18 protein-coding genes are annotated in these 22,099 nt (G+C 68.4%); 10 read left to right on the top strand and 8 right to left on the bottom strand.

The genetic code is table 11. The annotated features are described in order from the left end of the window. Nucleotides 1-4: 4 nt before the first annotated feature. The 4 genes from E0H75_RS15605 to E0H75_RS15590 are packed head-to-tail and all read right to left on the bottom strand — an operon-like array spanning nt 5 to nt 5,041. Entirely contained in the window at nt 5-1,633 is a 1,629-nt protein-coding gene (locus E0H75_RS15605) for a type 2 periplasmic-binding domain-containing protein (protein ID WP_131514275.1), read from the bottom strand. Nucleotides 1,634-1,668: 35 nt separating this feature from the next. After that, nucleotides 1,669-2,583, bottom strand: a complete 915-nt coding sequence (locus tag E0H75_RS15600; protein WP_131514274.1) for a carbohydrate ABC transporter permease — start codon at nt 2,581-2,583, stop codon at nt 1,669-1,671. Continuing rightward, on the bottom strand, nt 2,580-3,551 hold the full coding sequence (locus E0H75_RS15595) for an ABC transporter permease (RefSeq protein WP_238163041.1): 972 nt from the start codon (nt 3,549-3,551) through the stop codon (nt 2,580-2,582). Before E0H75_RS15595 ends, E0H75_RS15600 begins: the two co-directional genes overlap by 4 nt. Nucleotides 3,552-3,553: 2 nt before the next feature. After that, entirely contained in the window at nt 3,554-5,041 is a 1,488-nt protein-coding gene (locus E0H75_RS15590) for a sulfatase-like hydrolase/transferase (RefSeq protein ID WP_272948912.1), read from the bottom strand. 97 nt (nt 5,042-5,138) lie between these two features. Between E0H75_RS15590 and E0H75_RS15585 the strand changes: the two genes are divergently transcribed. The 5 genes from E0H75_RS15585 to E0H75_RS15565 all read left to right on the top strand — a co-directional run bounded on the left by E0H75_RS15585 (nt 5,139) and on the right by E0H75_RS15565 (nt 13,041). Further along, nucleotides 5,139-6,347 (top strand): ROK family transcriptional regulator, encoded by a 1,209-nt coding sequence (locus E0H75_RS15585; RefSeq protein WP_165553772.1) that lies wholly within the window; start codon nt 5,139-5,141, stop codon nt 6,345-6,347. A 71-nt stretch (nt 6,348-6,418) separates the two neighbouring features. After that, nucleotides 6,419-7,909 (top strand): hypothetical protein, encoded by a 1,491-nt coding sequence (locus E0H75_RS15580; RefSeq protein ID WP_131514271.1) that lies wholly within the window; start codon nt 6,419-6,421, stop codon nt 7,907-7,909. Nucleotides 7,910-7,950: 41 nt separating this feature from the next. Beyond that, a complete protein-coding gene (locus tag E0H75_RS15575) occupies nt 7,951-10,188 on the top strand; it encodes an alkaline phosphatase D family protein (RefSeq protein WP_238163040.1) in 2,238 nt (745 codons plus the stop codon). A 22-nt stretch (nt 10,189-10,210) separates the two neighbouring features. Further along, nucleotides 10,211-11,239: a family 43 glycosylhydrolase gene (locus tag E0H75_RS15570; RefSeq protein WP_131514269.1), complete on the top strand. Its 1,029-nt coding sequence runs from the start codon at nt 10,211-10,213 to the stop codon at nt 11,237-11,239. Next, nucleotides 11,209-13,041 carry a DUF2264 domain-containing protein gene (locus tag E0H75_RS15565; protein WP_131514268.1) on the top strand — a complete coding sequence of 611 codons (1,833 nt, stop codon included), beginning with the start codon at nt 11,209-11,211 and terminating at the stop codon, nt 13,039-13,041. The genes E0H75_RS15570 and E0H75_RS15565 overlap by 31 nt, the downstream gene beginning before the upstream one ends. A 127-nt stretch (nt 13,042-13,168) precedes the next feature. Here the strand turns inward: E0H75_RS15565 and E0H75_RS15560 are convergent, their stop codons facing one another. Continuing rightward, nucleotides 13,169-14,431 (bottom strand): ribonuclease D, encoded by a 1,263-nt coding sequence (locus E0H75_RS15560; RefSeq protein WP_131514267.1) that lies wholly within the window; start codon nt 14,429-14,431, stop codon nt 13,169-13,171. After that, complete coding sequence (locus E0H75_RS15555) at nt 14,428-15,030, bottom strand: DUF3000 domain-containing protein (RefSeq protein WP_131514266.1); 603 nt, start codon at nt 15,028-15,030, stop codon at nt 14,428-14,430. Before E0H75_RS15555 ends, E0H75_RS15560 begins: the two co-directional genes overlap by 4 nt. 107 nt (nt 15,031-15,137) lie before the next feature. On the opposite strand from E0H75_RS15555, the gene hemE reads away from it, so the two are divergent. Genes hemE through E0H75_RS15530 form a run of 5 tightly spaced genes read left to right on the top strand, consistent with a single transcriptional unit; the run spans nt 15,138 to nt 19,176 of the window. Further along, a complete protein-coding gene (gene hemE, locus E0H75_RS15550; protein WP_131514265.1) occupies nt 15,138-16,208 on the top strand; it encodes a uroporphyrinogen decarboxylase in 1,071 nt (356 codons plus the stop codon). After that, a complete protein-coding gene (locus tag E0H75_RS15545; protein WP_238163039.1) occupies nt 16,195-16,689 on the top strand; it encodes a GNAT family N-acetyltransferase in 495 nt (164 codons plus the stop codon). Before hemE ends, E0H75_RS15545 begins: the two co-directional genes overlap by 14 nt. Then, nucleotides 16,686-18,095 carry a protoporphyrinogen oxidase gene (hemG, locus tag E0H75_RS15540; RefSeq protein WP_131514264.1) on the top strand — a complete coding sequence of 470 codons (1,410 nt, stop codon included), beginning with the start codon at nt 16,686-16,688 and terminating at the stop codon, nt 18,093-18,095. The genes E0H75_RS15545 and hemG overlap by 4 nt, the downstream gene beginning before the upstream one ends. Then, the gene (gene hemQ / locus E0H75_RS15535; RefSeq protein WP_131514263.1) at nt 18,092-18,787 is read left to right on the top strand and encodes a hydrogen peroxide-dependent heme synthase; all 696 of its coding nucleotides are present in this window, start codon (nt 18,092-18,094) and stop codon (nt 18,785-18,787) included. The genes hemG and hemQ overlap by 4 nt, the downstream gene beginning before the upstream one ends. A 5-nt stretch (nt 18,788-18,792) precedes the next feature. Then, entirely contained in the window at nt 18,793-19,176 is a 384-nt protein-coding gene (locus E0H75_RS15530; protein ID WP_131514262.1) for a VOC family protein, read from the top strand. Nucleotides 19,177-19,195: 19 nt separating this feature from the next. Here E0H75_RS15530 and msrB read toward each other — a convergent pair whose 3' ends face one another. Together msrB and E0H75_RS15520 are read right to left on the bottom strand one after the other, a co-directional pair. Continuing rightward, on the bottom strand, nt 19,196-19,612 hold the full coding sequence (msrB, locus tag E0H75_RS15525; protein WP_131514261.1) for a peptide-methionine (R)-S-oxide reductase MsrB: 417 nt from the start codon (nt 19,610-19,612) through the stop codon (nt 19,196-19,198). Nucleotides 19,613-19,677: 65 nt separating this feature from the next. Next, nucleotides 19,678-22,080, bottom strand: coding sequence for a lamin tail domain-containing protein (locus tag E0H75_RS15520; protein ID WP_131514260.1), 2,403 nt, complete (start codon nt 22,078-22,080; stop codon nt 19,678-19,680). Nucleotides 22,081-22,099: the final 19 nt, after the last annotated feature.

Raw genomic sequence — 22,099 nt, 5'->3', positions numbered from 1 at the left:
CCGGTCACTTGGACGCGGCGAAGGCCTCTTCGTACTCCTTGCGGACCTGATCGCCGCCCTGCTTGCGCCAGCGGTCCATCGCGTCGTCCCAGGCCGCCAGCTCCTTGCGGCCCTGAAGGACGTCGGCGAGCGCGTCGTCGAGCAGCTTGTTCAGCGTGTTCCGCTTGCGGTTGTAGGTCTCGGAGTACAGGGCATCCGCCGGGTTGGCCAGCGTCATCGGCACCGCCTTGACCTGGTAGGCGTGCTCCTTCTTGGTCTCCTCGGGGTGACCGGGCTCGTACAGCGGCCAGGGTGCGTCGGCGATCCGGTAGAACTCGGCGGTGTGCTCGACCTCGCCCTTGCTGGTCAGGATCGGGTCGCCGTTCACCATGGTGTAGTCGACGCCCTCTTTGCCGTACCGGTTGATCAGGTACTCCTGGGTGCCGAACGGCGCAGCGAGGTAGTTCGCGACCCGGAGCATCAGCTTGATCCGCTCCTTGTCGTCGGTCTTCTTGAACGCGGTCGTGCTGAACGACGGAACTCCGCGCCCCAGGTTCGGCGTCGAGCTCGCGTCGTACTTCGGCGGCAGCATGCCGTCGAACTGCACAGGGGAGCCCGGCTTCACGTTCTGGGTGACGTACTGGGGCCAGGCGGAGTAGTTGTCGGCGACCATCACGACGCGTCCGCCGCCGATCCAGTCCTTGAACGGCGCACCCTGGGTGAACGTGTCGGGATGGAAGTAGCCGGCCTTGACCAGTTCCCGGGTGTCGCTGATCGCCTGCTTGGTCTGGTCCAGCTCGTTGATCGAGGTGAACTTGCCGCCCTCCTCCTGCCAACCGACCGGAGCTCCCATCATCCGCAGGATCAGGTCGCGAACTCCGGGCGCGCCGTGGAACGCCCAGCGGTTCTCCTTCGGGTTGGTGACGCCCTTCGCCAGCTCCTTGAACTCGGCGAACGTCGCCGGCGCCGGATTCAGGCCGTGCGCCTTGACGATGTCGACGCGGGTGAACCAGATGACACCGACCCGCTCCCGGGGGATCGGGATGCCGTAGATCCCGCCGTTGAAGGCTGTTGTGCGCCAGGCCTCCGGGCGCAGGTTGGCCAGCATCGGGTAGTCCTTGATCGCGTCGCCGGCCAGGAACTCGCTGAGGTTCTGGCACTTGGCGTCCAGCAACTGCGGCATGTTGGGCGTGTTGACGATCATCGTGAAGTCCGGCAGTTCGCCGCTGAGCACGGTCGGCAGCTTGTCAGCGTAGTTCGCGCTCGGCACCATCTGCAGGTTCAGGGTGACGCCGAGCTTGTCGTTGACGTTGCGCCAGTACTCGTTCCTCGACGCCGCCGGTGGGATCGGCCGGAACTGCTGGATGAAGGCGGTCAGTTCCTCCGAGCCCGTGCCCGGCCGGTCCGGGATCCCGACGATCGGAGTCGCGGGGTAGCGCAGGAAGCCCGACATCACGCCGTCCTTCGTCGGCGCCAGGTCCGGTTTGACCCCCTGATACGGGATGTACGACGGGAGCTGGACCCCGGAGTTCTGCTGTTGCTGGCTCGTGGCGGGGGAGCTGGAGCAGGCGCTGAGGGTCGGGCCGGCAATGGCGGCGGCCGCGGTTCCTCCCATCAGCCGGAGAAGGGTACGGCGACTCATTGATTCGGACATGGGTTCTCCTTTCGAAGCCGGCGGTGGACGACGGCTCAGCCTTTGACGGCGCCGACCAGAACGCCCTTCGTGAAATGGCGCTGCAGGAAGGGGCAGACGAGCAGGATCGGGATCAGCGAGATGACGAGGATGGCCATCTGGAGCGACTGGGTCGGCGGCAGTACGCCGGCCTCTCCGGACAGCTGCTCCGCACCGAGCCGCGCATTGTCGACGACGTACGTGCGGAGCACCAGTGGGAGCGGCAACTTCGACGGATCGTTGATGTAGAGCAGGGCGTTGAACCACGAGTTCCAGAACCCGACGGCGAAGAACAGCCCGATGACGGCGAGGGCGGCCTTGGACAGCGGGAGGATGATGCGGACGAAGATCTGCAGGTCGTTGGCCCCGTCGATGCGGGCCGACTCCAGGATGTCCGGCGGCAGTCCCATCATGAACGAGCGCAGCACGATGACGGAGAAGCCGGTGACCAGCACGGGCAGGATCAGCGACCACCAGCTGTTCAGCAGTCCCAACTGCTTGATCAGCAGGTAGTTCGGGATGATCCCGGGACTGAACAGCATGGTGAGCAGGACGACCATCAGGATCGGCTTGTGCGCGAAGGACGTCGGCCGCGACAGTGAGTAGGCCATCGCCGAGGTGACGATCAGGCCGAGAACCGTGCCGACGACGGCGATCCCGACGCTGACGAGCAGCGCCCGGGCGACCACGCCACCGGCCAGGATCGAGCTGTACGCCGACAACGACGGCCGGTCCGGCAGGAGCACGTAGCCACCGGCGTCGGTGATCTGCTGCTGGTCGGCCAGGCTCGTCGAGATCACCGAGACGAACGGCATCACGACCAGCCCACAGGCGATCAGGAGCACGATGGCCTTGAGAATCTTGATCGGGACGGACGCGGGCGCCATCGCGGGCGATCGGCCGTTGGTCCTCGTACGGGCTGTGGTGTTCATCGCGATCGGTACACTCCGTCCTCTCCGAAGAGATGCGCGACCTTGTTCGCGCCGAGGACCAAGGCCAGGCCGACGACGCCCTTGACCAGGCCGACCGCGGCACTGATGCCCCACTCGCCCTGCTGGAAGGCGTGGTGGTAGACGTAGGTGTCGAGGACCTCGGTGACCTCGGTGCCCGCCCCCTGTTGCAGCAGGATCTGTTCGAAGCCGACGCTGAGCGAATCGCCGAGGCGCAGGATGCCGAGCAGGATGATCAGTGGACGCAGCGCCGGCAGCGTGACGTGCCACATCTGCCGCGCCGGACCGGCGCCGTCGACCGAGGCAGCTTCGTACTGTTCCTGGTCGACACGTGACAGCGCGGCCAGGAACAGGATCGTTCCCCACCCGGTGTCCTTCCAGATGACCTGCGAGGTGATCAGCGCACGGAACGCGTCCGGGTTGCCGATGATCTCGATCGGCTCGATGCCCTTGTGCCGCAGGTAGGTGTTGAGCAGACCGGCGTTCCCGAGGATCTGCTGGAAGATCGCGACGACGATCACCCAGGACAGGAAGTGCGGCATGTACAGGACGCTCTGCACGAACCGCTTGATCGGCTCGTACATCAGGCTGTTGAGCACCAGCGCGAGCACGATCGGAGCCGGGAACACGAAGGCGACCTGGAGGACCGTCAGCACGAGCGTGTTCTTCAGCGCGTTGAGCACCTCGGGATCGCCGCTGAAGATCAGTGCGAAGTTCGAGAAGCCGACCCATGGGCTCTGCCGGACGCCGAGGTACGGCTGGTAGTCCTTGAAGGCGATCACGTTGCCGAGCAACGGGACGTAGTGGAAGACCAGGAAGACCAGCAGGCCGGGCACCGCGAACACGAGCAGGCCCCAGTCCCGCTTGAGGCGCGCGAGCCGGCCCAGTGAGTGCGGTGATCCAGGCGGAGCTGACTTCACCGCCGGCCTCTTGTCGATGGTCAATGCCACGGTCAGCTCCTTCCACGAACCATCGGTTGGACTTCCGGGTAGCCGGCGTTGCGGTAGCCGGGGTCCGCGTCCGGGCCGTAGCCGAGGGCGGCGCGTCTGCTCCGGAACTGCGCCAGCACCTCGCGATACTCGGGTGCGGCGACGAAGTCGCGTTCCTCCGACGGATCCGCGTGGAGGTCGAACAACACCTCGGGCATGGCTTCGCCGTAGTACTGGTACTTGAGGTGGCCCTGCTTGATCATCAGGTTCGTGTCGCCGAAGTGGGAGACCGATTCGTCGGACCAGTCCGCCGGCTCGCCGCGCATCAACGGGACCAGGCTGCGGCTGTCCAGCCCGTCTGGCACGGGATGTGCCGCCAACTCGCACAGGGTCGCGTATAGGTCGCAGAGGTTGACGTTCGCGTCGATGTGACTGCCGCCGAAGTGCTGCGGCGAGCGGATGATCAACGGCACCCGCGCACTGGCTTCGTAGAACTTCTGCTTCTCCCAGATGCCGTGCTGCCCGAGCATCTCGCCGTGGTCGGCGGTGTACACGATCACCCAGTCGTCCAGGTCCTGGCCCTGGTGCTGCAGCGCCTTGAGGACCTGCCCGAACATGGCGTCGACGTTCTCGACCATCGCGTAGTACGCCGCTGTGGCCCGGCGGATCTCGACCTCGGTGGCGTCGATCCCCGGACGCACCTGACGCTGGGCCAGGAACGGATGCTCGGACACCGGTTGGTTCAGGTACGGCGTGACGCGGTTGAGGTAGTGCGTGAAGCGCTCCTCGTCCGCGAAGTACGGGTAATGCGGCTGGTTCAGGCTGACCTTGAGCAGCACGGGCTGTTCGCGGTTGGGCCGGTCGTAGTACGGGTCGGTGAAGAACTCCTCGATGAAGTCCAGCGCGCCGGTCAGCGTGTATTCGTCCTGTGCCACCAGCGGTCCGCGGCCGATCCCGGCCCGCTTGACCTCCTTGGCATCGCTCCACTTCACGGTGGCCAGCGACGGCACCCGCTCGGCGAATTCGGAAGCCGGATTGTCGACGGCGTCCGCGCCGATGGTGGTGTCGGAGCCGATCCGCCGGGTCCAGCCCTGCATCTGGTCGGCGCCGCGGTGGTGAAGCTTGCCGCAGGCAACTGTCGCGTAGCCGTGCCGGGCCAGCGTGCGGGCGAACGTCTCGTGCCCAGGGAGCAGATCCTGCCCGTACCGCAGGCAGCCGCTCGTCTGCGGCAACTGCCCGGACATCAGACTCTGCCGGGCCGGGATGCAGACCGGGGAGGGGGTGTAGGCGTTGCCGAAGACCGCACCTGTCTCGGCCAGCCAGTCCAGGGTGGGGGTCCTGATCACCGGATCACCGGCGAACCCGGCCACGTCGTACCGGTGCTCGTCGGACATCAGGAACAGGATGTTGGGACTCTTCGGGACCACTTTTGTAACCGTCCTTAAGAAGATCGCATCATGGTGACATCCTCCCAATGAGGCGTCAACACCGGAGGAAACTTCCCGCCCCATCAGAAAACGTTCTCTGGGCATCTGTTGACGCACGGTCCGCCGGACCCGCATCATGGTCGGCACGCACTTCTTCAGGAGGGTTTCGAAAGTGGGCGGCGTGCGACGAGTCAGGGACGAGCATCGGGCCCAGGTGCTCGGCCGGCTCCGGGCTCACGGCAACTTGTCCAAGGCGATGCTGGCCCGCGACCTGGGGCTGAGCGTGCCGACGATCTCGGAGATCCTGGCCGGCTTCGAGACCGAGGGTGTGGTCCGGCCGGTGAGCGAGGGGGAGTCGTCCGGTGGCCGCCGGCCGATCCTGTACGGCCTGAGAATGGACGGACTGCTGGCCGCCGGAGTGAGTGTCGACCGGCATCACATCTCGGCGGTTGTCTCGGACCTGTCCGGCCACATCCACGGTGAGGTGTCGGCGGACTGTGACCTCGAGGACGGACAACGGCGCTTCGAGCGGACTCTGGAACGTCTCGTCGGTCGGCTCCTCGCGACGGTGGAGACGCCTGACCGGGTGACCGGGCTCGGGGTTGCCGTGCCGACCCGGATGCAGCGCTCGAGACCCGGTATGTTCCTTCCGCAGCAGGCGCCGGGCTGGACAGGCCTGGATCTGCATGCGTTCCTGGCCGAGCGGTTCGAGCTCCCTGTCGTGGCCGAGAACCGCGCTCATGCGGTGGCCGTCGGCGAGCACCTGTTCGGCGCCGGTCAGGGAGCCACCGATCTGCTGTGCCTGGTGGTGGACGAAGGTCTGGGCGGTGCCGTGATCAGCGGCGGTCGATTGTTCACCGGCGGCGACGGTGCTGCCGGAGCGGTCGGCCGGATGATCCTGGAGCTCAACGACGGCAAGGGTCGCGTGACACCGGTGAAGGCGTCGGACGTGGTCGGCTGTTCGGCCATCATTCGCGCCGCGGTCGGACGGCTCCGTGCGTCCAACCGCAGGCGTCTCGGTGGCGTGCCGTTGTCGCGCGTCGACGCCGACGTCGTGATCGACGAGGCGTTGTCGGGCGACGTGCAGATGGCCGACGTACTGGCCGATGTAGGCCGCGGGCTGGGCGCGGTGGTTGCGGCGACCTTGTGTGTGACGGATTCACCGCTGGTGGTCCTGTGCGGCTCGACCATGCGTGCAGGGGACTTCATCGTCGGTCCGCTGCAGGAGGTCACCGACCGCCGGCTGCCGTTCGCGCCACCGACGATCCGGCTCGGTCGCCTCGGCGCGCGAGGCGGTGCGCTCGGTGCGGCGGCCTTGGTGCTCACCGACATGGTCGGCATGGCCGGTGGCCCGATCTCGCCGGCTCAGGAGATCGCGGGGTCGCTGTAGCGGCAGGCACGTCTGGGAGAAGAGCGGTAAGGGTCTGGTCCGTGCTGCGCTCTGACGAAGGAGAAGATGCTATGCCTGGCAAGATCTCGCGAAGAGACGCACTGAAGGCGAGTGCGATCGCGTCGGGAGCGGTCCTGCTGCCGACGCTGCCGGCCGCCGCGGCACCGGCTGTCGCCACCGCGAAGACGACGATCAAGGTCGCCGGCGAGCCGTGGGGAGTGAGTACTCGCTACATCGGCGCCGATCGCGGCACCACGAACTTCGACATCCGCGACCTCAAGGATCTCGGCATCAACACCTACCGTTTCTACGAAGGTCACATGTACGCGTGGGAATGGGACGACGATGACGGCGTCTTCGGTTCACCGACGATCGACGAGATCAAGTCCGACCCGAACGTCGTCAACTGGGCCTGGTGGGACAACGCCTTCACCCATCCGCCCGAGGGCAGCCCGTTCTGGTACGCGACGAATCCGGGCGACGGATGGCAGGGCAACTGGCGTCAGATCTTCGGCAGCCTCAAGGACGCGCACGTCAAGCCGATGGTGTCGCTGCGGGTCCAGAACGCGACCCTGGATCCGGACTGGGCCACGCCGCTCAACCCACCGAACACGCCCGAGGGCCGCAACGAGTGGTGGCAGCACGTCTTCGCCTGTGTCTACTGGCTGAACGTCCGCAACGACTACCGGGTCGACGACTGGGAACTCGGCAACGAACCGAATCACGACGGCCAGGGCTGGCTCGGCACCGAGGACGACTACTGGGACTTCGTCCGGCTGACGAAGGACGCCATCGACTACACCTATCAGCGGTTCCTCCCGCATCGGGCGTACCAGACCTACGCACCGGTGTCGGCCGGTACGTCGGTCAACGACGCCGGCGAACGCTTCGGCTGGATCAAGGACGCGCTCGAGAAGGTTCCGGACTCCTTCGACGCCGTCGACTACCACGACTTCTCCGACGACCCGAGCGGAAACCTCCGCGAGGTGCACCAACTCATGAACGCGGCCGGCCAACCCGATCGGCCGTTGTGGGTGACGGAGTGGGGCCCGGTCTACAACCACGGCGGCGACTCGTATCAGCAGATCTCGTCCGGAATCCTGATCCTGCAGAACCTGATCCGGATGTCCAGTCCGGACTCGTATGTCTACGGCAACCACATCGTCAATCTCTACGATGCGCCGAACCGGGCGTACCTGATCGGGAAGGACGGCACCCGCCGGGTCACGTACTACGCGCTCCGGATGGGGATCCGAGCGCTGCAAGGCGGCCGCGTGACCTACGAGAGCGTCTCTGGCTCGCCGGACGTCTTGGCCATCACCACCCGCGACCACGACGGAGACGTCTGGCTGCTGGCGGTGAACTCGGCCACCGACACGGCGCACGAGGTGACCGCCGATCTGACCGAGCACCTGCAGGGGGGCGCGGGCGAGATGTGGGAGTTCAGTGAGAGTCGGCAGGACGCTCGGGCCGGACACAGCCGGGTGGTCGACGGGCACGTCGACTTCCGCGTCCCGGCGCTCGGTGCGGTGCTGCTGCGATTCGATGGCCGGAAGAGATGATCCGGCGAGTGACCCGGCGGGAGTTCGTCAGGATGTCCGGTATGGGCGCCACCGCGGTTGCTCTGGCAGCGCAGGGGCTGTCCGGCGAGAGCGCCGCGGCGGAGGTGCGGTTGCCGGGCTATCCGTTCACGCTTGGCGTCGCGTCCGGAGATCCAGAACCCGACGGCGTGGTGTTGTGGACGCGCCTTGCCTCCGATCCACTGATCGACCCGGAGGCGGCCGGCATGCCGCCGGCGCCAGTGGCGGTCGAGTGGGAGGTCGCAACGGATCCCGGAATGCGGCGGGTGGTCAAGCGCGGTGTGGCCAAAGCCGTCCCCGAGCTCGCGCACTCGGTCCACGTCGAGGTGCACGGGCTGTCGCCGGCCCGGGAGTACTTCTACCGCTTCAAGGCGGGGCCGGAGATCAGCCCGGTCGGCCGGACCAGGACGGCACCGGCGCCGGGATCGCGGCCTGATCGCCTTCGCTTCGCGGTCGCTTCCTGCCAGCAATGGGTGGGTGGCGGCTACGCGGCGTACCGCAACATGGTCGACGAAGACCTCGATCTGGTGCTCCATCTCGGTGACTACACCTACGAGAACTCGACCACCAGAAGCCTCGCCGACTACCGGGCCCTGCACGCGCTGTACAAGACGTCGCCCGATCTGCAGGCGGCGCACGCGGCCTTCCCGTTCGTCGTCGTGTTCGACGATCACGACGTCGAGGACAACTGGGCGGGGGACACCCCGAAGTCGCCCGACCCGGACTTCCTCACGCGTCGTGCGAGCGCGTTCCAGGCGTACTACGAGCACCTGCCGCTGCGGGCCCGAGCACGGCCGGACGGGGCCGGCATGCTGCTGTACCGCAGGTTCAGGTACGGCGACCTGGCCGAGCTCAGCATCCTGGACACCCGTCAGTACCGCGACGACCAGGCGTGCGGCGACGGCCGCAAGGAGCCGTGTCCCGAGATGTACGACGAGAACCGCACCGTCATGGGTCCGGAGCAGGAGCGGTGGCTCCTCGACGGCCTCGCGCACTCGACCGCCAAGTGGAACGTCGTCGCACAGCAGATCGTGATGGCGGAGTTCGACTACGACCCCGGCCCCGGTGTCGTGGTCAACCTCGACCAGTGGGACGGCTACCCGGCGGCGCGCGATCGCTTCCTGTCCGGGATCGCGGGGATCCGGCCGTCGAATCCCGTCGTACTCAGTGGTGACTGGCACTCGAGCTGGGTCAACGACCTGAAGGCCGACTTCGCGGCTCCGGACTCCGAGACGCTGGCGACGGAGTTCGTCAGCACCTCTGTCAGTTCGGGCGCGCCGTGGAGCGCCGACGTCGTGAAGGCGCTGCCGGCGAACCCGCACGTGAAGTTCTTCAACGGCAGCCTGCGCGGCTACCTACGCTGCGAGGTCTCCCGGGACAGCTGGCGGACCGACATCCGGGCGGTGTCGAACGCGTCCGATTCCCAGTCGCCGGTCAGCACGCTTGCCTCGTTCGTCGTCGAGGACGGTACGCCGGGTGCCGTGAGAGTCCCCGGTGTGGAGGTCACCGGCATCACCGCCGACGTGATGATCGGAGGCCGGCCCAACGCGCTGCAGGTCGCGGTCACCAACTCGACCGACACAGCCGTCGTGGTCACGGCCGCGATCACGCCACCGCCGGGCTGGTCCAGCGACGCCAGCGCGGCAACTCTTGCGCCATCGGCCTCGACGACCTTGGCGCTGCAAATCACTCCGCCGGCAGACAGACCCAGTACGGTGATGAGCGAGGTGCGGGTGACGGCTGGGGACGCGCCGATCTTCGGACCACCCATGCGGCTGCAGCTGGTCTCCGTGCCGTCCGGTGACGATGTCCTGCTCGCGCTCGATTCTGGTGGACCGAGCACCCCGCTCCTCACGACGCACCAAAGGCTGTCTCAGCTCGACCTCTGGGATCCGGTCAAGGGGTACGGCTGGTTGACCGAGGTCGACTTTCGTGACCGGGGCAAGCTCGATGCCCTCCGCCGGGACTTCACGCTGTCACGAGGCGAGCCGTCGGTGCTCAGGCTCGCGGTGCCGGCCGGTCCGCACACCGTCCAGCTGCTGACCGGTGACGCGTCGTTTGCCTCCGGCAACACGATGGTCCGGATCGACGGAGCCTTGGTGGCGGGGTCGGGTGACGACGTCATTCCCGAGGGACAGTTCCGGTGGATCGACTTCACGGTCGACGGCGGTGCCGACGGCCGGGAACTTGACCTGGAGCTCACCGGCGATCTCCGCGAGGGCTACTGGCGCGTCTGCGCCCTGATACTCCAGCAAACCTGAACCGTCCGCCTACGGAGGAACTATGCGATTACCCCGACTGGTCATACGTGCGGCGGCGACAGCCGCGGCGCTCGTCCTGGCAGGAAGCGGCAGCGTCGTCGCCACGATGCCCGCCTTGGCTGGAACCGCGGTGCCCTGTGCGTCGCGCGTTGGTTCCGGCGACTATCCGAATCCGTTGCACGAATGTCCGGCCGCGGATCCGGGGATTGTTGTCCGGGGCAACACTTGGTACGCGTTCACGACCGGGCTGAAGGAGTACCGGTCGCGGGATGCGGGGCACACCTGGGAGGACCTCGGTCGCTTCGTCGAGCCGCCGGCCGGGTACGTCGACTTCTGGGCGCCGGAGGTCTACCACATCGGCGGTCAGTGGGTCGCCTACTTCAACATGCGTACGGCGCCCGGCCAGTTCAACAAGATCTACGTCGCCACCTCGGACAACCTCGAGAAGGGCTGGGTCCTCAATCCGACCCCGATCGCGGGTGAGACGGACTTCTCGCTGATCGACGCGACGACGTTCCTGGACACCGACGGCACCAGGTATCTGATCTACAAGGAGGACCGGCAGGGAACGCTCACCAAGCGCATCTCGATCGGCCGGCTCTCCCCGGACGGCCTGACCCGAGTCGGTCCGGCCACCGAGATCATGCACGTGACGCTGCCGTGGGAAGGCAACTCGGTCGAGGGCCCGAGCATGCTGTACCGCGACGGCAGTTACTACCTCTTCTACAGCGGGAACCTCTACACCTGGAACGGCAACTACGCGGTCGGTGTCGCCCGGGCCACCTCGCCGATGGGGAACTTCGACGCCGGCAAGCACCCGACGCCGATCCTGCGCGGCGACGACCGGGTCGCCTCGCCCGGCCACCAGTTCATCACCGACGTCCGCATCGGCGGCCAGCAGCGGCAGATGATCTTCTACCACGGCTATCCGTGGTACGACGCCGAGGGCAACCACCTGCCGTCCGTGCAGACCCGCAAGCTGATGATGGACGAGCTGCACTGGGATGCGGAGGGATGGCCATGGGTGAACGACGGCACGCCGAGCGACTGACAGAAGATCGAACGCTGTCGCCGTACACAGGATGGACGCGGGCGCACTGGGAGCAGACGGCCGATCGGACCTTGCTCGCCTTGCGGGACTTCGCGAGCCCGCGCCATGCGAATCTCGACCCTCCCGGTCCCGCGTCCAGATCCGGGACGGCGAGCGACGGGCTGGAAGGGTTCGCCCGCTCTTTTCTGACCGCAGGATTCCGGCTCGCCGGGTCGGACGACGACCCGCACGATCACGCCGGCTGGTACGCCGAAGGCCTCGCCGCCGGTGCAGACCCGGCGTCCCCGGAGGCGTGGCCGCGGCTGACGGAGTTCGGTCAGCCGCGCGTCGAGGCCGCCGCGATGGCGATCGCCCTGCACGAGTCCCGTGCCCAGGTGTGGGACAAGCTGGACGACCGGACGCGCGTGCAGGTCGTCGAATGGCTGGCCCCGGCCAACCAGGTCACGTACTCCGCGAGCAACTGGCTGTGGTTCCAGAACGTCACCCTCGCCTTCCTGCGCTCGGTGGGCGGACCGTGCGACGAGGCCGTGATCGAGAGGAACATCGCCACGCTGGACACGTTCTACCAAGGCGACGGCTGGTACACCGACGGGATCCGCGAGGGCAGGACCACCCACTACGACTGGTACAACGGCTGGGTCATGCACCTGTTCTCGCTGTGGTACTGCCGCATGTCCGGCGAGACCGGGGAACTGCTCGACGGTTATCGCGGGCGGCTGCATGAGTACCTCGGCACCGTCCAGCATCTCGTCGGAGCCGATGGTGCGCCTCTCCACCAAGGCCGTTCGCTCGTGTACCGGTTCGCGACCGCGTCGCCGTACTGGGCCGGCGCGATCTTCGACGCGAGTCCCTTGCCTCCCGGAGCGACCCGGCGTCTGACCAGTGGCATCCTCAGTTGGTTCGCCGACGCCGGTGCCTGGGACGACCGCGGTCTGCTCGGTCTTGGGTGGCGTACGGCGTTCCCGCGGATGCGGCAGTCGTACTCGGGTCCGGGATCGCCGTACTGGGCGAGTCTGGGCTTCGCCGGACTCGTGCTGCCGGCTGGTCATCCGGTCTGGAGGGCTCGCGAGGAGCCGCTGCAGCTCGAGCAGTCCGACGTCTCGGTCGTGGCTCGGCCGCCGGGCTGGCTGATCTCGGGTACGACGGCCGACGGCATCGTGCGCGTCGTCAACCACGGCACCGACCACGCCGGGACCGAACTGACTGCGGAGGATCCGCTCTACTGCCGCCACGCCTACTCGACGATCACCGGGCCTGATCTGGTCGATGCAGACGAGGTCCCGGACAACCAGGTCGCCGTACGAAGGCCCGACGGGCGATGGTCGCAGCGGCGCCCGATCACCCTCCTGAGCCTCGGCCCGCGGACGGCGGTCAGCCGGTTCCCCCTGCAGTTCGGGGCGGAGGACCCGGAGACGGCCGACCTGTCGGTGGTCGCCGCATCCGTCCTCCGTGGTCCCTTCGAGGTCCGCATCGCCCGTGTGGACGGTCAGTACGACGGTGAACCGCTGACCCTGACGATCTCCGGCTACGCGCTGACTGGGTCTGGTCGGGAATCGACCGTCGTACCGCTGATCGGCGAGTGGCAAGAGGGCAGCACGACCCGGGAGGGCGTGAACGCCTTCGGCGAGGTGTCTGTCACTCCGTGGGTCGAGACCAGCCTCGAACCCGGACGCGTGTACGCCGCCATCGTGCTGCTCAGCGGTCAGGACTGCACTACCGACGGCATCACAGCCGAGGTCGACGGAGCCAAGGTTGTCGTCACCTGGCCGGACCAGCAACAGGATGTGGTCGCACTGAAGTAACTTCTACTGGCTGCAGACCCGGATCGAGGAGGTCGACGAGGCCGAGATGGGTCGCCGGTTCGGCGACGAGAAGTTCACCAAGGCGCTGGAGTACGTGCAGAGCTCGCTGTTCCGCCCGGCCGGCTGATCAGTCGAGCTGTTCCTTCGGGGCCTCGGACTCCATCGCGTCGGTCAGCACGCCGGCGGTGAGGCCGATCTGCCACTCGCGGGCATGGTGCTCGCGCAGGAACGTCGTCACCACCTCGAGGCTGAGCTCAGGTGGTGGCGACCAGGCCAGTCGCCGGATGGTGTCGGGGGAGAGCAGATTCTCGGTCGGGAGGCGGTGCGCCTCGGCGATCTCGGCGACGGAGGAGCGGGCGGCCGACAAGCGGGCTGCCGCATCCGGGTCCCGATCGGCCCACGCGCGAGCCGGCGGCGGGCCGTCGTACCGCGGGCCTTGCTTCGGCAGCTCGGAGTCCGGGAGGCGGCGTGCGTGATCGATCGCCTCCCACCAGGTCCGCATGTGCCGGTGGGCGCCTCGGCCCTTGAACGCGGTCAGCCGTTGAAGCGTGTCCCGGTCGGTCGGCATCGCCGACGCGGCCTCGACGATCGCGGCATCGGGCAGGATCCGGCCGGGGGAGATGTCCGCGGACTCGGCGATCTGGTCCCGTGCCTCCCACAACGCCCGTACTACGGCCAGACTGCGGCGATTGCGGACGCGGTGCATCCCGGACGTGCGGCGCCACGGATCCGGCTTCGGCTCACGCGGCGGCGCGGACAGGATCGAGGCGAACTCCTGCTCGGCCCACTCCCACTTGCCCTCGCGGCGCAGCTCGGCCTCGATCGCGTCGCGCAACTCGATCAGCATCTCGACGTCGAGAGCGGCGTACACGAGCCAGGGGGCCGGCAGCGGACGGGTCGACCAGTCGGCGGCGGAGTGCTCCTTGCGCATCCGGTAGCCGAGGACTTCGCTGACCAGCGAGGCGAGGCCGACCTTCGGGTACCCGAGCAGGCGGCCGGCCAGCTCGGTGTCGAACACCTTCCGCGGCACCATCCCGAGCTCGGCCAGGCAGGCCAGGTCCTGGTTCGCGGCGTGGATGATCCACTCGGCGTCCACGATCGCGTCGCCGAGCGCAGACAGGTCGCCGAACGGGATCGGGTCGACCAGCGCGGAGCCGGCGCCCTCGCGGCGCAGTTGCACCAGGTACGCCCGGTGGGAGTAGCGGTAGCCGGACGCGCGCTCGGCGTCGACGGCGACGGGGCCGGTGCCGGCCTGGAAGGCCTCGACCACGTCGGTCAGCGCCGGGTCGGTGTCGATGACCTCGGAGAGGCCGTCACGGAGTTCGAGCAGGGGCAGGTTCGCGGTCGGGTCGTCCGGGACGGGCGGCTGCTGGGTTTCGGCCGGGCTCATCGGCCCCGCTGTCCGCGCCGGGTCGGCATCGCCACGACCCCCGGCGGAACCGGCGGCAGTCCGGCCGCCGTGCAGAGAACTTCGCCCCACGCCTCGGCGTGCCGGGTCACATCCACCAGACCACCTGGCCCCGGCACAGGGCTCCAGGACGCACGGATCTCGATCTCCGCCGTCGCGTCGTCGTCGGCCATACCGCCGAAGCTTTCCGATACCACCCTGGTGACGGTACCGCTCGGCGCCTGGAAGTCCGCGCCCCGGTCCGCCAGCGCCTCCATCAGCCAGGTCCAGCCCACGCCGCCGAGCAGCGCGTCGGTCACCATCTCCGGTTCGACGGCGGCGCGCACGTACGCGACACAGCGGAAGGTCGACTGCCAGGCGTCGTTCCCGTCCGGGTCGTAGAGGATGACGAGGCGGCCGGTGGCGACATCGTCACCGTCGACCGTCACGTCGGCACTGACCGCCGCCGCATGCGGTGCGATCCGCTGCGGTGCGGGCATCTCCTCGACGAATACCTCGGGCCGGAACCGGGCACTGCGTAGCTGCGACACTGCCTCGGCGAACTCCGCGGGTGGCGCGTCGACCTGCTTGCGGGCACCCATGCTTGGCAGCCTACGACTGATTACTCACCGACGCCTGTGGCGACGCGCCGGTAACCGCGTGCGACGGCCGCTCACGGGCGAAATTCCGCACGTGGGATTATCGCTGTGTGCCTCTGCCACAGTCCCGCGCGCTCGACCGTTCCGCCTTTCTGCTCGCCGCTCGAGGTGAGCCGGGCCCGCACACGCCGGTGTGGTTCATGCGGCAGGCCGGGCGGGCGTTGCCTGAGTACCGCGCGATCCGTCAGGGGATCACGATGCTCGAGTCCTGTATGCGGCCCGACCTCGTTGTCGAGATAACGCTGCAGCCCGTCCGCCGTTACGGCGTCGACGCGGCGATCTTCTTCTCCGACATCGTGTTCCCGCTCCAGGCGGTCGGCTTCGGCATCGAGATCGAGCCGGGGGTCGGCCCGGTGGTCGCGGATCCGATCCGCGACGCGGCCGGCCTGACCGCGGTCCGGCCGGTCACTCCCGCAGACGTGCCGTACACCACGGACGCCGTGAAGCAGTTGGTCTCGGAGCTGGACGGTACGCCGCTCATCGGCTTCGCCGGGGCCCCGTTCACGGTGGCGTCGTACCTGGTCGAAGGCGGCCCGAGCAAGGACCACGCCAAGACCAAGGCGCTGATGTACAGCAACCCGGACCTCTGGCACGCACTCGCCGACCGGCTGGCTGACGTCGCGATCGCGTACCTGTCGGTGCAGGTCGAGGCGGGCGCGTCCGCGATCCAGCTGTTCGACTCGTGGGCGGGCGGGCTGTCGCCGCGCGACTACGAACGGTTCGTGCTGCCGCACTCCGCGAAGGTGTTCGAAGCGATGGCGTCGTACGGCGTACCGCGGGTGCACTTCGGAGTGAACACGGGCGAGCTGCTCGGGTTGATGAGCGGTGCCGGGGCTGACGTCGTCGGTGTCGACTGGCGGGTGCCGCTGGATGAGGCGGTACGCCGGATCACCGCGGCCGGAGGCGGTCCGAAGCCGGTGCAGGGCAACCTGGACCCGGCCCTCCTGTTCGCTCCCTGGGAGGCAGTGGAGCCGGAGATCGACCGGATCCTCGCCGAGGGGAAGGCCGCACCCGGCCACATCTTCAACCTCGGGCACGGGGTCCCGCCGGAGGCCGACCCCGAGGTGCTGCGCCGGGTCGTCGAGCGCGTCCACGCGAAGTCGGCCCGTGTACCTGCCTGACCACGACGTGACGCTCGAGCCGCTGACCGCTGAGCACGCCGACGCCGTACTCGCCTTCGAACGGGAGAACCGGACGTACTTCGCCGCCTGGATCGAGGATCGCGGTGACGCCTTCTTCACCTCGTTCGCGGAGCGACATCAGGCGCTGCTGGCCGAGCAGGAGGCCGGGACATGCCGGTTCCACGTCTTGGTGGATCCGTCCGGCGCGGTGGTCGGACGGGTGAACCTGATGGATCTGGAGAACGGCTCGGCCGAGCTCGGCTACCGGATCGCGGAGAAGGCGACCGGCCAGGGGCTCGCGTCGGCGGCGGTCCGGGCGGTCGCCAGGCTCGCCGCGTCGGAGTACGGGCTGAAGATGCTGCGAGCGGGGACGTCGGACCGGAATGTGGCGTCACAGGCGGTGCTGACGCGTGCCGGTTTCCGCCGCGTGGCCGACCCGGCGGCTCGTCTTGGTTTCGAGTTGACGCTGGAGGACGTGTGAGCCGGGTCGTTGTGGTCGGTGGCGGGATCAGTGGGCTGGCGGCGGCGTATGCGCTGGCGACCGGGCCGAATCCGCCGCAGATCACGGTGCTGGAGGGGTCACCGCGGCTCGGCGGCAAGCTCGCGGGTGACGTGCTCGAGGGTGTGCCGGTCGACCTCGGGGCCGAGTCGGTGCTGGCGCGGCGGCCGGAGGCGGTCGACCTGATCAAGGCGGTCGGCCTCGGTGACGACGTGGTGCATCCGGCGACGACCTCGGCCGGACTGTGGATCGGTGACCGGATCCGGGCCATCCCGCCGACCGTGATGGGTGTCCCGATGGACCCTGCCGCGACGGCCGACGTACTCGGTTCCGAGGGTGCCGAAGCGGTGGCGCACGAGGCCGACCTGCCGGCGCCGTCGTTGACTGAGGACGTCGCGATCGGGCGGTTCGTCGCCTCGAGGATGGGTCCGGCGGTGACGGACAAGCTGATCGACCCGCTGCTCGGCGGGGTGTATGCCGGGCGGGCGGAGGAGATCTCGCTGGCGGCCGCCGTACCGGAGCTGTACGCCAAGCTGCGGACGGCGCCGAGCTTGCTCGCGGCGACCGCGGAGATGCGTGAGGCTGGGCAGCGGCGGGCGGGTGCGCCGGTGTTCGCCGGAATCGTCGGCGGGATCAACCGCCTGATCAGCGCGTTGGAGAAGGACCTGACGTCCCGAGGCGTCGACATCCGGCGCAAGCTCGCCGTACGACGGATCACGCGGACCGCTGACGGCTACGCGCTGGAGGCTGGGCCGGTGCCTGCGCCGACTCTGTTGGAGGCCGACGCGGTGATTGTCGCCGTACCGGCCACACCGGCGGCTCGGATGCTCGCGGAGCTGGTTCCGGCGGCATCGACGGAGCTCGCGACGATCGAGTACGCGAGCATGGCGATCGTGACGCTCGCGGTCCGCAAGGAGGACTGGCCCGAGGCAGCTGCCGGGTCCGGGTTCCTGGTGCCGTCGGTGGAGGGGCGGACGATCAAGGCGTCGACGTACTCGCACGCGAAGTGGGAGTGGTCGGGTGCGGCCGGTGGAGAGCTCGCCGTACTGCGGTGCTCGGTCGGGCGGCTGGGGGAGGAGTACGTCCTGCAGCGGTCCGACGAGGAGCTGGTGGAGCTGGCCACAGCCGATCTGGGTCGAGCTGTCGGGCTCCAGGCACCCCTGGTGGGGTCGCTCGTGACGCGGTGGGGCGGCGGGCTTCCGCAGTACGCCGTGGGGCATCTGGACCGCGTTGATCGCGTGGAGGCGGCGGTTGAGGCGGAGCCTGGTCTGGCTGTGTGCGGAGCGGCGTACCGAGGTGTCGGGATCGCTGCCTGCGTGGCATCGGGTGGGCAGGCAGCCACCCGGGTGCAGGCTCATTTATCCACATTGGAGACAATGGCTCCGTGACAGAGAAGCCGAAGGCGCGTGAGCTGAACAATGTGATCCGCTACACCCTGTGGTCGGTCTTCAAGGTGGAGACCCCGCTGGGCGACGCGGACCGGGACGAGCTGACCGCCGAACTGTCCGAGCTGGTCGCCAAGCTGGCCACGGACGACGTGGTGATCCGCGGCATCTACGACGTCGAGGGCTTCCGGGCCGACGCCGACTTCATGATCTGGTGGCACGCGCCGACGTCGGACGCGCTGCAGAAGGCGTACCACGCGCTGCGCCGGTCCCGGCTCGGGCGGCACCTGGCGCCGGTCTGGTCGCAGTTCGCGCTGCACCGGCCGGCCGAGTTCAACAAGAGCCACATCCCGGCGTTCCTGGCCGACGAGGAGGCGCGGGCCTACATCTGCGTCTACCCGTTCGTGCGGTCGTACGAGTGGTACCTACTGCCGGACGAGGAGCGGCGGTTCATGCTCGCCGAGCACGGGAAGATGGCGCGCACCTACCCCGACGTCCGGGCGAACACGGTCGCGTCGTTCGCGCTGGGCGACTACGAGTGGATCCTGGCGTTCGAGGCCGACGAGCTGCACCGGATGGTCGACCTGATGCGCGACCTGCGCGCGTCCACCGCCCGGCGGCACGTGCGCGAGGAAGTGCCCTTCTACACGGGCAAGCGGACCGAGCTCGGCGAGCTGGTCGCCAACCTGGCCTGACGCCCGTGGCTGGGCACCGCAAGGCCTTCCCGGTGCTGTACGTGAGCGACGTACGCCGGTCCGTCGGTTTCTACTCGCTGCTCGGGTACGAACCGACGTACCAGTTCCCGCTCGAGGGCGACCCGCACTACGTCGGCCTCGAGCGCGGCGACTCGTCCCTCGGTATCGCCGATGCCAACTGGCCCCAGGCCCAGCTCGGCATCACCGTCGGCACCGCACCCCGCTTCGAGCTCTTCGTGTACGTCGACGACGTGGAAGCCTCCGTCGAGCTCTTCCGCGAGGCCGGCCATCCCATCCTCCAGGAACCCGCCACCATGCCCTGGGGCGAACGCCAGGCCTACACCGCCGACCCCGAAGGCAACCCGATAGCCCTCGCCACCCCGATCTGATCTCGGGGTGGCCTGGTGATCAGGCGGGGGTGAGCGTCAGGCTGATGCTGTTGATGCAGTAGCGGAGGTCGGTGGGGGTGTCGTAGCCCTCGCCCTCGAAGACGTGGCCCAGGTGGGAGCCACAGTTGGCGCAGCGGACCTCGACGCGCTTCATGCCGAGCGTGCTGTCCTCGATGTACTCGACCCGGTCCTCGGCGAGCGGGGCGAAGAAGGACGGCCAGCCACAGTGTGAGTCGAACTTGGATTCGCTGCGGAACAGCTCCGTGTCGCAGGCGCGGCACTTGTAGACGCCGACCGTCTTGGTGTCGGTGTACTCACCGACGAACGGGCGCTCGGTACCGGCCTTGCGCAGCACGTGGAACTCGGCGGGGGAGAGCTGCGCCTTCCACTCCGCATCGGACTTGGTCACGGCGTACTGCTTGGTGTCGTCTGTCACGACTCCATTGTGGCCGTCCGGGCAAGGAAAACCCCGCCCGGACGGCCGCCGTAAGACTCCCGCAATCAGTGCACCCAGGACGGTAGCGGGATCACCCGCACCACCTGCGGATCGTGGTCGCTGATCTGGTCCGGGAACTCTGCGTTCATGTGCACCACGTCGTACGTCGAGGCGGGCTGCAGGTTCCGGGAGATCAGGATCTGGTCCAGGATCTGGCTGTTGCCCTCGAACACGTAGCTGTAGCGCTCCTTCAGCGGCAGTGTCCGCGGCATGTCGATCAGTGCCGTCTTGCCGGACCCGACCAGGATGTCGGCGGTCTCCGACCAGTCGAAGTCGTTCAGGTCACCCAGCACGATGACGTTGGCGCCCTTGTCCTTGGCCAGGATCTGGTCGACGAACCCGCGCACCGCCTGCGCCTGCAGGTGCCGCTTGGCCGCGGTCACCTGGACCGGCGGCTGGGTCCGGCCCCAGAGCGGGTCGTCGCCGCCTTTGGAGCTGAAGTGGTTGACCACCACGAACAGGCTCTGCCCGTGCCAGGTGAACTCGCCGGCCAGCGGGACCCGGGTGGCCTCCCAGGCCGCTTCGTTGGCCGGGTCGACGCGACCAGGCGACGAGCTCAGGTGCGGCCGGCCGAACCGGTCGGTGGTGATGGTGGTCGGGACGGTCGAGCCGCCGCCGGGACGGTCGACGAACTTCACCGGCTTGTCGGTGCGGTACATGAACGCGACCCGGATGTTGCCGCCCGGCTCGCCACCCTCTTGGTTGTTCACCGGGTCGATCTGGCGGTAGGCGTACTTCGGTCCGCCCGCCTTGCGGATCGCCGCGACGAGCATGTCGAGGGTGACGTTGGCCGCGGTGGTGCCGGAGTTCGTCGCGCCGTCGTTGTCCTGCACTTCCTCCAGACCGAGGATGTCCGGGGACGCGAGGTTCCTCACCACCGCCTGGGCCAGTCCGTCGAACTTCGCATCGCCGTCGGACGGGTCGAGGTTCTCCACGTTGAACGTCGCCACCGACACCTGCAACGGAGAGGTCGCCTTGGTCGTCTCACGCTTCACGCCACCGTCGACCACGGTCGGCGTCTGCGTCGGGAGGAACTTGAAGTTGCCGAAGGAGTAGTCGAGAACACCAGACACCACGCCGGCCAGCTTGTCGCCGGTCTTGGCGTCCGGGATCGGCGTCAGCACGTCGTCGAGCAGCACCCGCTCCGGGTTGCTGTCGGTCTTCTGCAGCAGGATGCCGCCGCGCACGGTCCGGACCGAGGATCCGGCCGGTACGACGGACAGTTCGCGGAACGAACTGGTCGGACCGGTGACCTCGGGCTGGTTGATGCCGAGCCACATGCCCTCCAGCGACTCCCAGAAGTCGAGGCCGTCGTTGGCCGGATCGAACGCCGTACTGGTCGTCTCGACGTCACCGTTGGAGTCGTCGTCGATCACGGTCGACGGTGGGACCCGGCCGCCCGGGCCGACGATCGTCGGGGCCGGTACGGACGCGGTGCCGGTGACGGTGATCGTCGGGTTGGTGATCTCCGTGGTGGTCAGGTTGTCGGTACCGCCGGAGCCGCCGGGTCGGAACTCGGCGACGGTGCCCTGGACGGTCAGTGCGTCACCGACGGCCACGGTCGGCGCGGAGCTGGTGAAGACGAAGATGCCTTCGCTGGTGGCCGGGTCGTTGTCGGGCTGCGGGTCCTGGAACCAGAAGCCGTTGGTGCTCTTCGCGGTGACCACCCCGGTGACGTCCTTGACCGGCTTGCCGTTCAGCGGCGACAGGTGCGCGGCACCCTGGATGTCGTGGATCTTCGCGTCCACCGGGTCCGGGTCGGGCGGCGTCGAGGTCAGCGTCTTCGGGGACGGGTTGACCGCCGCGAACTCGGCCCCGTTGTTGTCCGCGTCCTGGGTGGGGACCTTCCGGGTCGCCGAGGTCGTGTTCGACAGGCCCGGCGCCGGGCTGGTCTCGGAGTCGCTCGCCGTCGAACCGTAGCCGACGAAGTCCTTGACCCCGGCCGCGTCGTGACAGGCCGACGTACCGCAGGCCAGTGCGGTCTGATTGGTGACGAGGGCAACCTTCCCGGCCCCCGCCGCCATCATGATGCTGCCGGTGGCGTCCGGCGCGGGCATCGGCTGACCGCTGCCGGCGCCGGCGCCTTCCTGGACCAGGTAGGCGGCGCCCGGGGCGATGCTGCCGGCGAGGTCGGTGACCTGCCAGGAGCTACCGGTCGCGGAGGCGTACTGGACCGACCAGCCGCTCACGTCGATCGGCGCCGTACCGTTGTTGGTCAACTCAATGAAGTCGTTCGTGTACGGCGCGCCACTGTTACCGCCGCCGCCGTACACCTCGGTGATGACCACATCGGTCGACGCGGCGTCCGCGGGCGCGGCGGCCAGTGTCACTGCCAGGCCGGAGACGATGAGACTGGACGTGACCACGAGGGCGCCCAGGCGGCGCTGTGATCGGTTCGGGGCAGACATGAGCCGGATTCTCACACCC

Origin of the sequence: Kribbella capetownensis (assembly GCF_004331485.1) — a bacterium.
In the GTDB taxonomy this organism is placed as follows: domain Bacteria; phylum Actinomycetota; class Actinomycetes; order Propionibacteriales; family Kribbellaceae; genus Kribbella; species Kribbella capetownensis.
The sequence above is the reverse complement of the archived record's forward strand: the minus strand, read 5'-3'. Positions and strand labels throughout refer to the sequence as shown.